This window comes from Paenibacillus sp. MT124 (genome assembly GCF_058792755.1).
Map to the genome: position 1 here is coordinate 3,213,426 of NZ_CM179500.1, position 14,093 is coordinate 3,227,518.

The following is a 14,093-nucleotide window of genomic DNA, read 5'->3' on the forward strand; positions in this document are numbered from 1 at the left end:
TATAGTGCAAAAACACTAGAGGAAGAAACGACCCGCATATGCAGGTCGTTTTTTCTTGTTAGGGATATATCCAAATCTTCTTGACTATGTCTGAATCCACCCACATGACCGAAATGCGTTTAACCCCAGAATGATAACCTTGTACTATGTCAATAGCGATATAAGCCTAGATTGGATATAATGCTTGTCAGACTTCATGTATCCATATAAACTACATATGCAGATCTAAATTGTTGTGCGTGAATTGATTGATTTCATTGGAGGTTTCCGCGTTGTCGAAGAAGAGAAGGTTTACGATACGCTCCAAAATTTTGTTGGGCTATCTAGTAGTTGTATTGTTATTTGGAGCTGCCTTGCTGGTTCTATCGGCTCAAATTAACGAATTGCAAAAAGAAAACGATTTTATAAGCCATCATGACCTCGAAGTACATAACCTGACCAATGCCATTGAGAAGGATGTACTCGATATGGAGACTGGACAGCGAGGATTCATGCTAACAGGAAAAGACAGCTACCTGGAGCCCTACATTCAAGCACTCTCGGAGTGGAATTCGAACTATGACCAGTTATACGGACTCATTAGTGATAACCCATCCCAGCAGCAGAGATTGCAAACGATCAAAACGCATATTCTACGCTGGATTGAGGTTGCAGCAGAACCTTCCATTGCATTGAAAAATCAGGGTGATCAGGAGCAAGTGATTACGTTTTTCCAATCCGATCCGGGTAAAAACGAAATCGATTTGCTTCGTTCACAACTTGCAGGCTTTCGCAATACAGAAATTGCTTTGACGGAAGCACGAGTAACCAGTCTTGCCGAACGCAGTTCCACCCTGCTTACGATCATGTATACCCTGTGGGCTGCCATTGCTGCATTTTCAATCGGAGCAGCGATCATGATTTCTGGTAATATTGTCAAAACGCTGCGTGACGTAAGACAAACTATTCGTAATATTTCTCAAGGCGGCAACTTGGCAGAACGGATTCATGTGCGAACCGAGGATGAAGTGGGTGACCTTGGACGGGAGACTAACAAGCTGCTCGATAAAGTGCAGGAGCAGAATCGCGTGAAGGATCAGCTTACGAATATCGCTACACTCCTGCAGAACCCGACTAATCTGGAGGGGTTGTCACGTCTTTTCCTGAACGAGCTTGCCATTCTGCTGGAGGTTCCCTACAGTGTACTGTACTACTGGAAGGATAATCGGCTCTTGCGCGTAGCTGCTTATGCAGCAGATGGAGACAAAGAGCACTCCATCGGCAAAGTGTCACTTGCACCGGGTGAAGGGCTCGTGGGACAAAGTGCGGTGGAGAAACGGATACTGCGTATGAATGACTTGCCACAGAACTATATTCGAATCTCTTCGGGACTAGGCCATGCTTCTGCAACATCTCTTACAGTCGTGCCTGTGATCTTCGAAGGACGAACGATCGCGGTCATCGAGTTGGCTTCATTAAAGCCATTGCAGGAGAACGAACTCGAACAGCTTCATGAATTAGTTGAAATATTCAGTGTATCTCTACACTCCACAGCGACACGCATGGAACTGCAGCAGTTATATGATGAATCCCAGGTACTGAACGAGGAGCTCCAAGCTCAATCGGAGAAGCTTCAGCTGCAAACCGAGGAAATGCTGTCACAAACAGAAGAACTGCAGATGCAAACCGAAGAGCTGCATATGCTGAACGAGCGTCTGGAATTGCAAAAACATGCAGCAGAAACGTCAGCGAGCGAGCTTGCGAGTGTAGCAGACCAGCTGCGAACAAGTTCAGGATACAAATCTGAATTTTTGGCTAATATGTCACATGAATTACGTACTCCCCTGAATAGTATGCTTATCCTGTCCGAGATTTTGGCTGAAAACAAACATGAGAACTTGAGCAGCGAAGAACAAAAATACGCATCGGTAATTCATACTTCAGGCAAAGATTTGCTTAATCTGATCAATGACATTTTGGATCTGTCCAAAGTGGAGGCAGGGGAGATGGACATTGATCTTGGCGAAGTTTATCTCGGCGTCCTGCCGGAGACGATGAATCAGTATTTCTTAAAAACCGCTGAGCAGAAAGGAATCGACTTCCGAATTCAGATGCAAAGCCATTTACCGGAAACGATCGTCACGGATGAGATGCGCTTGCATCAGATTCTAAGAAACCTGCTCTCTAACGCTTTTAAGTTTACAGTCGAAGGCGAAGTTGCTCTGACGATCTCCCGAATGAATCTGGCAAGCCCGGAAGCAGGTGGCTTAGAGACGGATGTTATTGCATTTTCAGTCAGTGATACGGGAATCGGCATTGCAGACGATAAGCTGCTGCAGATCTTTGATGCATTCAAACAAGCGGATGGCGCGACTGCAAGGAAATACGGTGGAACCGGACTCGGCTTGTCCATTTCCCAATCTCTTGCGACTTTGCTCGGGGGTTCCATATCGGCGACCAGCCGTGAAGGACAGGGCAGTGTATTTACTCTTTTCTTGCCAGTGAGACCAGAGGAGCCTGAGACAAGGAATAACTCACGACTATTCTTGAACGAAGCAGCTACAACGATTCCCATCGTGGGATCTCTATCTAATACATCAAAGGATGAGATTCTGCTGACACCTCTGGAAGAATCGTTATTAATGGGGCGCCAAGTTTTTGTCGTAGATGATGATATTCGTAACGTATATGCCCTTGCGAATGCACTTGAACAGTATGGCATGCATATCATTACTGCGCAGAACGGGTATGAATGTCTGGAGATGCTGGAACGCGGGGAAGCCAATCCCGATATTATTTTGATGGATATCATGATGCCGGAACTGGACGGTTACGATACGACTCGTCAGATTCGGGAGCGATTGAAGCTTACCCAGCTGCCGATCATTGCATTAACGGCTAAAGCCATGAAAGAAGATCGTGATAAATGTATTGCAGCAGGTGCCTCGGACTATATTAGCAAGCCACTGAATATCAAAGAGGTAATATCCCGAATGAAATTGTGGCTTAGTCCGGAAACGCTAGAGATTTAAGAACTTATTTACCGCAAATCAATCATTTCATACACGTTATAAAACCAATGATAAATTGCCAAGCTCACGCTGCAATGATGTCATTGGTTTTATTTTTGTCATGTAAGCTCTGAAATCAAATTTGATGTTATAATACTTAACAAATAGTTTGATTCCGATGAAGTGAATGGGTTGTGAACCCTGGGGAAGAGCTTTTCATTTCCATTATACGAGAAAAACATAACTCAATAAGTTATATATATGGGAGGTCGTGTCTATGCAGCTTACGGTTAAAGAGGCTTTGCAAGTATATCCGTTGTCTGAGGCCAGACTCGTTGCCGGCGGGGAGGGGACTTCACGGATGATGAAATCCGTTAACGTCATGGACGCCCCAGATATCGCGGATTGGATTAAATCCGGAGAGTTGTTATTCACAACCGCTTTTATCATGAAAGACAATGAAACAGATGCCCTTCGATTAATGCGCAGACTAAATGACCGCGGATGTGCAGGACTCGGCATTAAACTCGGACGTTTCTGGCAGTCCATTCCCCAAGGGATCATAGAAGAGGCGGACCGATTACGTTTGCCGCTGCTGGAATTGCCATTCCAGTTCACGTTTTCGGACCAAATGAATGCTCTGTTCAAGGCGGAACACGAGCGAAGTCACCGGCTGCTGCATGAGGTTGTACAGAAACAGAAGAAGCTGATGCATTTTGCATTACAACAGCAGCAGCAGCATCGAAATGTGTTTGCCGAGCTTGCGACCGTATTAAACTACCCGCTTGCAGTTATAGGCTCCAGGGGACATGTACTCTATGGGAGTGAGACGCTTGCCGGAGATGCACTGGTACAGGGGTGGCCATGGAAATCCGTTATGCATCGCGTGAAATGGAATCAGGGCAGTTGTCATCGGGTTCCCATCAAACAAAATGATGAAGAGTACGGGTTTCTGCTCGTGTTTACAGATTCAGCCCTCTCCCTGCGGGCAGAGGAAGAATTATTTCAGCAGGCTGCGGACGTTCTGGCATTTTATATGGATATGACCTATCGTGAACACATTAATCCGACCGTACAGGATGAGATGCGTACATTATTGACCCAATACCTCGATAACAAAATGACGGTGGAGGAGCTGACCAGACTCAGTGAGAACAAAGGCGTTCATCTGTTCCAGGGTACTTATCAATGCGTGCTCATTACGCTGGAACCTTCGGTTTTCGCCGAGGGGAAGCTGCTGAAGCAAATTCATCGTGAACTGCAATATAATCCATTGATGCAATTTACGGCGTCGCAGCATTTTCAGATGGAAGATGGCATTCTGTCAATATATACATGCCCGACAGGGCGCGACTATGGGGAGGAACTTTCGAGTTTTCTACTTAGTCGCTTCGCGGATGTATTATCTGCTCAGGAGGCAAAAGGAGCATCTGTGCCGAGATTCTGGATTAGCAAAATGAAACATGAGCCCAAATCATTACGTGAAGCTTATCAGGAATGCCTGGATACCCGGCAGCTGGCACGCCGCTTCGGAATGAAGGATCGCGCACTCCAGTTCGAGATGTTGGAGTTTGCCTATGTGTTCCAACATGTCCCGGATAACATCATGGAGAATTACTGTAATAAAGTGTTGGAACCTCTGCTGGCTAGAGATGGGGACCCTAATCACATATTAATGAACACACTCGAATCTTTCATTGAGAACGATGGACTGATCAACGAAGCTGCGAAGCAGCTGTTTGTTCACCGCAACACCATTACGTACCGCATGGAGAAAATCGGAAGTCTGCTGCAGATGGACTTTAAAAAAACGAATGACTTGCTAAAGTTAAAACTGGTATTTACGTTCCGTAAATTTGGCCGGGATAAAAGAACCGAAAGACCATAAGGATGCATTAGACAGAGAGTGAACAGATCGCAGATAGAAATACACCACTCGAACAGCTCCAGCTGCCGACTTTTGTGCTTCATAACTATCATCATAATTTAGATCAAAAACCGTACGCCCCTTATCTGGCGTACGGTTTTTTAGATTATGTGACATGAAGACCCTTAATCCCTGTGCACAGATAACAGTTCGTGAATATGATGTTATATTATATTACAAAATTGCGTACATATTATTGCTGCATCCTACCCTGGACCTTAAAATGAAGAACAACAATTCACAGAAGACCGGAGGTTCTGACATGAGCGATTTTATGAAACTCGTTAACAGCTGGTCTGTCACACAGTTCGTGCATACCTTTGGTGGCTTATTTGAGGAATCACCATGGGTGGCTGAACGTTCCTGGACTTTGCGACCTTTTAATTCATTAGAACACATGATGAATATCATGAAACATGTTGTTGAAACGTCTGACGATGAAGTCATCCTGCAGCTGCTGCGCAACCATCCCGATCTCGGCGCAAGAATCAGCATGAGCAGCAATTCCGTGAAGGAACAAGCTGGTGCTGGACTGGATTCTCTCTCCCCTGAAATGTATGACGAATTGAATCAATTAAACAAGGAATATACAAGCCGATTCGGCTTTCCATTCATATTGGCGGTAAAAGGTCATACCGCTCAGTCCATTCTCGAATCGATGCGTCAGCGTCGTTCGCGAAATAGGGATGAAGAATTTCAAACGGCTTTAAATGAAGTGTTCAAAATTGCAACTATTCGTCTGGAGAAGTGGCTGGTTAAAATTGGGCATGAACATGAAATTGAACCAAAGGCTGCTGTGGTGCCGAAACGAACGATGTATTACGGCAAAGGTGACGTGTGGTTGTACCGCTCCTATGCCAAACCTCTAACCGGGATCGGATCAATACCGGAATCCCCATTTACCGGCAGAAGCAATGTTATCTTCGGCATGAACATTAAGGTAGCTGTGCAAGGGGATGCATTCCTGCCTTCGTTTACGGAAGGGGATAATTCCAGCATCGTGGCCACGGATTCCATGAAGAATTTTATTCTCAAACACGCTGCGAGTTATACCGGTGCTACGGTTGAAGGATTTCTTGCGTATGTGAGTCAGCTCTTTCTTGAGACATACCCTCAAATGATGAAAGTTCAGATGACCGCGGATCAGATCCCTTTTGAAGATGTACCCATTGGAGCCGATGGAAGTTATCGATCAAGCACGATGGTATTCCGGTATTCGCAAAATGATCGGGGTACGGCAGCAATAGAGGCAGAACGAAATGGTAATCAAATTGAATGGAGTAACCATTTCAGTGGTCTAGCTGATCTGCGACTGATCAAGGTTAAGGGTAGTGAATTTGCGGGTTTTATCAAGGATGAATTTACTTCACTGCCTGAGACAAGAGATCGTCCCTTGTTCATTTTTCTGGATATCAACTGGAGGTATCACGACCCAAGAGATGGTATGGACGATACGCGCGGACGTTATGTGGCCGCTGAACAAGTAAGTGATATCGCTGCTGCCGTGTTCCACGAATGCCGTTCTGCATCCATACAACATTTGCTGTATCAGATCGGACTCCGTGTATTGAAGCGATTCGGGCAATTGAGTGAAGTATCGTTTGAATCCAACAATCGGACATGGGATACCGTGCTGGAAGAAGTGGCTGAAGGAGAAGGCAAGGTGTATACCGAGCCCAGACCACCATACGGGTTTCAAGGTTTTTCGATGACCAGGGAAGACCTTGAAGCAGATGACAATGATTCGAAGAGAGAAGGTAGATCGTAGTGGCAGAGGCTGGAGGACGCATAACAACACACGTACTGGATACATCCAAAGGAGTACCAGCCGAGGGAGTTCGGATCGCACTACATCTTGTTCATACGGCTGGAGAATCGGAGTCCAGGATAAAAGTTACCGAATCGGTGACCAACGGTGATGGCCGTCTGGATGCACCCTTACTGGACGGGGGCCGTCTGGAGCAAGGCATTTATGAGCTTCATTTTGACGTCGAAAAGTACTATGCAGCTCGTTCACCCGAACAATCGGTGCAAGCATTATGGACGGTTGTACCGATCCGTTTTGCCGTATCCGATACGGAAAGTCATTATCATATTCCTTTACTAATCGCTCCAGGAGGCTACAGTACATACCGCGGAAGCTGAACAATTTTGAACACAGGTTCTGACACAGGGAGGGCATCCAAATGGCAAATTTTGATTCGATCATCCGGGGAGCCCGGGTCGTGTTAAAAGATCGTGTTGAGCAGCTGGACATTGGTATCCAAGATGGGAAAATCACAGCTTTATCCGCTCAACTGAAGGTTGAGGAAGGAACTGAGGTAGTCGAAGCAGCTGGTTTCACCGTTATGCCTGGCGTAGTGGATATCCATGTTCATTTTAATGAACCGGGGCTGGCCAGTTGGGAAGGATTCCGTTCGGGATCGGCTGCGCTTGCTGCAGGAGGAATTACCACTTATGTTGATATGCCGCTTAATGGAGTCCCACCAACGACAAGTCCGGAAGCTTGGGATATGAAAAAGCAAGCCGCACAGGATCGCTCCTATGTCGATTATGCATTCTGGGGAGGGTTAGTTCCGGGTAATCAGCAGCAGCTAATGAACTTAGCTGAGTCCGGCGCAGCCGGATTCAAGGCATTTATGTCGGAGCCGGGCGGAGAAGGAGAGGACATCTTTGCGAGAGCCGATGAGCAAACGCTTTTGGACGGTATGCACGAGATAGCGAGACTCAATCGTGTACTTGCCCTTCATGCCGAAGATGAAGAAATGGTTGCACAGCTTGGGGCGAGAAGCATTGCCGAAGGAAAGACAGGGCCAATGGATTATGTGAAATCCCGTCCTGCAGAAGCAGAAGTCTTAGCCGTCACCAAGGCGCTTCAATATGGAGAACAAACCGGGTGTCCGCTGCATTTCGTGCACATCAGTACGAGAGAAGCGTTAGAACGAATTGCGGAAGCCAAGTGGCGCGGTCAGGACGTCACCTCTGAAACTTGCCCGCATTACCTGACGCTCACAGAACAGGATGTAGTTCGGTTGGGCGCTGTGGCGAAGTGTGCTCCACCTCTCCGCAGTAGCGCCGAACAAGAGACATTATGGGATGCGCTGGCATCCGGACTTATTGACGTCATCGCATCCGATCATTCACCGTGCCCGCCATCCATGAAACAGTCGGACAATTTTTTTGAAATATGGGGCGGTATTTCCGGTGCGCAGAGCACGCTGCTGATCATGCTGGATGAAGGTCATCTTCGCCGCCGTTTAAGCTTGCCTTTACTTGGTAGGGTTCTTGCTTTGCAGCCGGCCAGAAGGCTTGGACTTGAGAGTAAAGGAGAGATTGCGATCGGTAAAGAAGCGGACCTCGTGCTTATTGATTGGAATACGAGTACCACATTAAACGTGGACGATTTGCTATATACCCATAAACAGAGTCCATATATAGGACGTACATTCGCATGTGCCGTAGCTGAAGTGTACTGCCGAGGGATCAAAGTATATAGCGCAAAGGGAGGGCTATCCGCTAATCCTGCAGGTCAGTTTATTGCTGCTGGCTCGTATGGGAAAAATGGCACGCGCGGAACGGAGGAGTATCATGACAGAGTTTGAAACGTTCATGGGTTCCGAGACGGAAGAGCCGATTCTTCCCTTGCCGCAGCTGGAAGAAGTGAAGCTTCAAGGCATGCTGGATTGGCTGTCCACATTCGGAGCTGATGCCAAAGGCGGCGTAACTCGCCTGCTGTATGACAAAGCCTGGTGCGAGGCACAGCATGCCCTGGCTGCACGGATGGAGCAAATGGGACTGCTTCCCGAATTCGACCAGTCCGGCAATTTATATGGCACGTTGCGAGCTGCAGATTCTGCAGCAGGAGCTGAGCAGCTCCCCATTGTGACCGGCTCACACATTGATTCTGTCGTTTATGGTGGAAGGTATGACGGTGCCTACGGTGTAGCAGCAGGAGTACTCGCTCTGGAGTACTTACGACGACATTTCGGGGCGCCGAAGCGTACGCTTCAAGTAGTTTCGCTATGCGAAGAGGAAGGAAGCCGATTTCCATTTGCCTATTGGGGATCACGAAGCATTACGGGGATCACCTCTCTTGAAGACATTCAACATTTGACGGATAAGGATGGAATACCTTTTTCACAAGCGATTCGCGAAGCCGGATTCGGGTCAGACAGTGGCTACAGACCGGCTGCTCAAAAGTATGGTGCCTTTATCGAACTTCACATCGAACAAGGACAGGTGCTTGAACGACTTGGTCATTCGATTGGAATTGTATCCGATATCGTTGGTCAGAAGCGATTGAGCATTTCGATTAGTGGCGAAGCGAATCATGCGGGTACAACACCTATGTCATGGCGGAAGGATGCACTGGCAGGTGCAGCTGAGATGATTACGGCGGTTAGAACGATTGCTATGGCAGCAGGTGAACCCCTTGTGGCAACTGTTGGCCGGGTCACTGCTGAACCTGGTGTAGGTAACGTGGTCGCGGCACATGCCGAATTCTCACTTGATATCCGACATATCCGGCAGGAGAGTATTGATCAGTGCTGGCATGACATGCTTCAAGCATTTCTTCAGATTGCATCCAAACTGCAGCTTGAATTGAACTGGGAAGAACACTTGTCGGTTGCCCCGATTCCAATGAACGAACAGATCACAGCGGATATTCAGAATATTTGCAAACAGGAGCAGCTGTCCTATATGCATATGCCCAGCGGAGCTGGCCATGATTCACAGATTTTTCAGCCAGCCTGCCCGACAGCGATGATTTTTGTACCAAGTCAGAGCGGGATCAGTCACAGTCCCCTTGAATTCACAGCTGAGGAGGACCTGATGCGAGGATTTCGGGTTCTTGTTCAGCTACTTTATAAATACGGTTACGGGAGTTGATTGACCATGTCCAGCTATAGAGAACTATCTCCGTCCTTGCGAACCATCATGACCCCGGGACCAGTAGAAGTCGACCCCCGAGTTCTAAGGGCTTTGTCCTTCCCGATCCTAGGACAATTTGATCCGGAGTTTACGTCCCTGATGAATGAAACGATGGTCATGCTGCGTGAATTATACATGACGAACAATGAGTGGTGTTATCCGGTAGATGGCACCTCACGTTCCGGCATTGAAGCCGTGTTGGTTAGTTTGATCCAGCCGGGGGATAAGGTATTGGTCCCTATATACGGACGCTTTGGACATTTGCTTGTAGAAATATCGGAGCGCTGCGGTGCGGAAGTTGTATGTATTGAAACGACTTGGGGATCGGTCTTTGATCCGGAAGAAGTGATCAAGTCCATTCACACTCATAAGCCGGATATTGTGGCCATGGTTCATGGAGAGACATCCACCGGCCAGATGCAGCCCCTCGCTGAGATCGGCAAATTATGCCGTGAATTGGATCTTCTTCTCGTCGTTGATGCGGTTGCCACCATAGGTGGTACGCCCGTTATGACCGATACCTGGTATCTGGATGCGGTAATGGGCGGAACGCAGAAGTGTTTATCCGTTCCTTCCGGCATGGCCCCATTGACATATAACAGCCGCGTAGAGAAAAAATTGATGAGTCGCAAAACGGTCGAACGCGGACTCCGTGACGCGACAAGCGCGAGGGCAGAGGGACGAACCATTGCAAGCAACTATTTTGACCTGAGTCAGCTGCAGGATTATTGGAGTTCTGCCCGGTTGAATCATCATACAGAAGCTACATCGATGCTCTACGGTTTACATGAAGGTTTGCGAATTTTGCTTCAGGAAGGACTGGAAGCCCGTTTCGAGCGGCATCGGATTAACGAAAGCGCGCTCGTCGCCGGAATTCAGGGTATGGGGCTTCAAATTTATGGAGACATGTCCAGCAAACTTCCGGTAGTTACGTGTATCCATATTCCGGAAGGGATCGATGGCGAATCGGTACGAAGCATGCTTTTACATGATTTCGGCATCGAAATTGCGAGTTCATTTGGTCCTCTTAAGGGGAAAATCTGGCGAATTGGAACGATGGGCTTCAGCTGTCAGCGCAAAAACGTACTGCATGTGCTTGGTGCACTGGAGGCGGTTCTGCTCCGTCATCGCCACGGGTTACCTGCGGGTGAGGCAGTGCAGGCAGCACTCGATGTGTATGCTGGAAAGGAGGAAGCCTTATGCTAAATCAGATGCCCGTGTCCAGAGAGGTAATGGTCACCTCACCACATTATCTGGCGAGCGCGGTTGGAAGCTCGATTCTCCAGAAGGGTGGTAACGCTTATGATGCAGCTGTTGCGGTGAGTGCAGCACTTGGCGTAGTTTATCCGCACATGACTGGACTTGGAGGAGATGCCTTTTTCCTCATTCACGATGGAGCAAGCGGAGAGATAACCGCTTATAACGGAAGTGGCCGCTCGGCTGCAGGTATCCATGCCGATACGTTCAAAGCAATGGGCATGAATGCCATTCCCCAGCGCGGTGTGCTCAGTGCGATAACGGTTCCGGGAATGGTGGATGCATGGTGGGAAGTGTGGTCCCGCTACGGGCGATTACCATGGGAGCAGCTGCTTGAACCAGCCGTGCAGTATGCGGAGAAGGGATGTCCTGTATCGCGCAATCTGCGCCTGTGGCTGGAACGGGATGAAGATTTCATTATGGGGCATTCGCCGCTGCGAGCGGTATTTGCCCCTTACGGCACACTGCTTCAGGAAGGTGAGCTGCTCGTCCAGACCGAACTCGCTGCTTCCATTCGCCTGATTCAGGCGGGAGGACGGGATTCTTTTTATACAGGAGAGCTTGCAGATCGTCTGACTTCAGCGATTCGAGAAGATGGCGGCATGCTGGCACCTCAGGACTTTGCAGCACACAAGGGAGAATGGGTAAAGCCTGTCAGCACGGAATACCGGGGTTATCAGGTTCACCAAATGCCGCCCAACTCGCAGGGCTTCTCCATATTGATGATGTTAAATATGCTCGAACACATAGATCTCTCTTCCGTAGGTCGGACTTCGCCTGAGTTCTACCATCTGATGGCCGAAGTGGTGAAAAAGGCATTTCGTGATCGTGACCGGTACCTCACTGATCCTGACTTTCGCGAAATCCCCATGAATCAATTGTTATCGAAGACTTACGGGGATGAGTTATGGAATGAGATCCAATCTGCACCTCCAGTAGCACAGCCCTTCTTGTCCAAAACGATCGGGCAGGATACTGCCTACGCTGCTGTGGTCGATCAGGAAGGCAACGCCGTCTCGTTTATTCAAAGTCTGTACTTTGATTTTGGCGCAGCCTACGTTCCAGGAGATACTGGCGTAATTATGCAAAATAGAGGGTCCTTTTTCTCTCTTGATTCGACAGATGCGAATGTGCTTGAACCCAATAAACGCTCTTTTCATACGCTCATGCCTGGTCTTGTTACCCGCAATGGGAAGCCTTATATGCTTCTGGGTACACAAGGCGGAGAAGGGCAGCCTCAGACGCAGTTATCCGTACTTACGGGTGTTCTCGACTATGGTCTGACCATTCAGGAAGCAATCGGTCTGCCACGCTGGGTCTACGGACGGACGTGGGGTGAAGAAGGCGACACGATGCGGGTGGAGAATCGCTATCATGATGACGTATGCGAGACGCTGGCTCGCTGGGGACATAACGTGGAGATCAGAGCACCGTGGGATGACATTATGGGCCAGTCGCAAGGGATTGTCATCCGTGAGGATGGCATGATTAGCGGAGCTGCCGATCCCAGAGGAGATGGCATGGCCATCGGATGGTAACCACGCTTGGTTGCTGCTTGGATTGGTTTACATTTCTCATGAAAACAGCGTAAAAAATGACATAGATACGATAGGGGAGATTATCATGGGAACGATCCTGCTGAAGGGTGCACAGCTTGTCACGATGAATGCGGAAGAAGATATATTTACAGGCGATCTGCTGATTGAGGATAACAAAATCAAAGAGATTGCCGAGCATATCGACGTCCAGGCTGATCAGGTTATTGATGCCCGTGGCAAAGTTCTGCTGCCAGGCTTTATTCAGACACATATTCATTTATGTCAGACGCTCTTCCGCGGGCGTGCGGACGACCTGGAGCTCATGGATTGGCTTCGTCAGCGAATCTGGCCACTGGAGGCAGCACATGATGAGGAATCCGTCTATTATTCGGCGATGCTTGGGCTGGGCGAACTGATTTCGAGTGGAACCACGACCATTTTGGATATGGAGACTGTGCATCACACGGATTCGGCTTTTCAGGCGATGGCACAGAGCGGCATTCGGGTGATATCTGGCAAGGTCATGATGGACCATGGCGACGAAGTGCCTGAACCGCTGCGTGAAAATACGGCAACCTCGCTGCAGCAAAGTGTTGATTTGCTTGAGAAATGGAATGGTTTCGGGGGCGGGCGCATTCAATATGCGTTTTGTCCGCGATTCGTTGTTTCCTGTACAGAGGAGCTGCTCGTTGAAGTACGTGATCTATCGAACAAGTATCATGTGAAGGTGCATACGCATGCATCGGAGAATCGTGGCGAGATTGAACTTGTTGAACATGAACGCGGAATGCGTAACATTGTCTATCTGGATCATATCGGTCTGGCAACCCCACGTCTCGTCCTTGCACATTGTGTCTGGCTTAGTGAAGAGGAGAAGGAAATCATTCGTAAGCGAGGGGTAAAAGTGACCCACTGCCCCGGCTCGAATATGAAATTGTCATCGGGTATAGCGGAAATTCCCGACCTGCTTAACCGCCAGATCGCGGTGGGAATCGGTGCGGACGGCGCACCATGCAATAACAACCTGGATATGTTTCAGGAAATGCGTCTGACAGCATTAATTCAAAAGGTTCCTCATGGGCCTACGATCATGGATGCACGTACGGTTCTGCGAATGGCAACGATGGGTGGTGCCGAAGTGCTTGGCCTCTCGAAGGAAATTGGAAGTCTGGAAGTGGGCAAAAAGGCAGACATGGTGTTGTTGGATCTGGATGATTTCCATACGTATCCTTCGTATGAGACAGATGTTTATTCCCGCGTGGTGTACTCCGCAACTCGGAGCTGTGTGGACACGGTTATTATTGATGGAAGCATTGTGCTCAAAAACCGCAAGATCCAGACCATTGACCGTGGCATCGTGCTTCGCGAATCGGATAAGAGCATTGCACGTTTGATGAAGAGAATCTGAGTTAGTTTATTTTCAGAGGGAAATGTTGTATAACTGCTGCT

General features: G+C 48.4%; 9 protein-coding genes. All 9 read left to right on the plus strand.

All coding sequences use genetic code 11. The features are described from left to right. The first annotated feature begins 272 nt into the window (after window positions 1-272). The 9 genes from AC3RCI_RS14690 (at window position 273) to AC3RCI_RS14730 (ending at window position 14,052) form a co-directional block, all read left to right on the plus strand. Window positions 273-3,011 (plus strand): CHASE3 domain-containing protein, encoded by a 2,739-nt coding sequence (locus AC3RCI_RS14690; protein WP_492529728.1) that lies wholly within the window; start codon window positions 273-275, stop codon window positions 3,009-3,011. A gap of 256 nt (window positions 3,012-3,267) precedes the next feature. Next, a complete protein-coding gene (locus AC3RCI_RS14695) occupies window positions 3,268-4,878 on the plus strand; it encodes a PucR family transcriptional regulator (RefSeq protein WP_336780140.1) in 1,611 nt (536 codons plus the stop codon). Between the two features lie 301 nt (window positions 4,879-5,179). Next, window positions 5,180-6,685: a factor-independent urate hydroxylase gene (gene pucL, locus AC3RCI_RS14700; protein ID WP_492529730.1), complete on the plus strand. Its 1,506-nt coding sequence runs from the start codon at window positions 5,180-5,182 to the stop codon at window positions 6,683-6,685. After that, window positions 6,685-7,062, plus strand: coding sequence for a hydroxyisourate hydrolase (uraH, locus tag AC3RCI_RS14705; protein ID WP_492529732.1), 378 nt, complete (start codon window positions 6,685-6,687; stop codon window positions 7,060-7,062). Before pucL ends, uraH begins: the two co-directional genes overlap by 1 nt. 41 nt (window positions 7,063-7,103) lie before the next feature. Further along, on the plus strand, window positions 7,104-8,519 hold the full coding sequence (allB, locus tag AC3RCI_RS14710; RefSeq protein ID WP_492529734.1) for an allantoinase AllB: 1,416 nt from the start codon (window positions 7,104-7,106) through the stop codon (window positions 8,517-8,519). Next, a complete protein-coding gene (locus tag AC3RCI_RS14715) occupies window positions 8,506-9,807 on the plus strand; it encodes a Zn-dependent hydrolase (protein ID WP_492529736.1) in 1,302 nt (433 codons plus the stop codon). Before allB ends, AC3RCI_RS14715 begins: the two co-directional genes overlap by 14 nt. A 6-nt stretch (window positions 9,808-9,813) precedes the next feature. After that, on the plus strand, window positions 9,814-11,055 hold the full coding sequence (locus AC3RCI_RS14720; RefSeq protein WP_492529738.1) for a pyridoxal-phosphate-dependent aminotransferase family protein: 1,242 nt from the start codon (window positions 9,814-9,816) through the stop codon (window positions 11,053-11,055). Further along, window positions 11,049-12,644: a gamma-glutamyltransferase gene (ggt, locus tag AC3RCI_RS14725; RefSeq protein WP_492529740.1), complete on the plus strand. Its 1,596-nt coding sequence runs from the start codon at window positions 11,049-11,051 to the stop codon at window positions 12,642-12,644. Before AC3RCI_RS14720 ends, ggt begins: the two co-directional genes overlap by 7 nt. Window positions 12,645-12,729: 85 nt before the next feature. Further along, window positions 12,730-14,052 (plus strand): 5'-deoxyadenosine deaminase, encoded by a 1,323-nt coding sequence (locus tag AC3RCI_RS14730; RefSeq protein WP_127540161.1) that lies wholly within the window; start codon window positions 12,730-12,732, stop codon window positions 14,050-14,052. The last annotated feature ends 41 nt before the right edge of the window (window positions 14,053-14,093 follow it).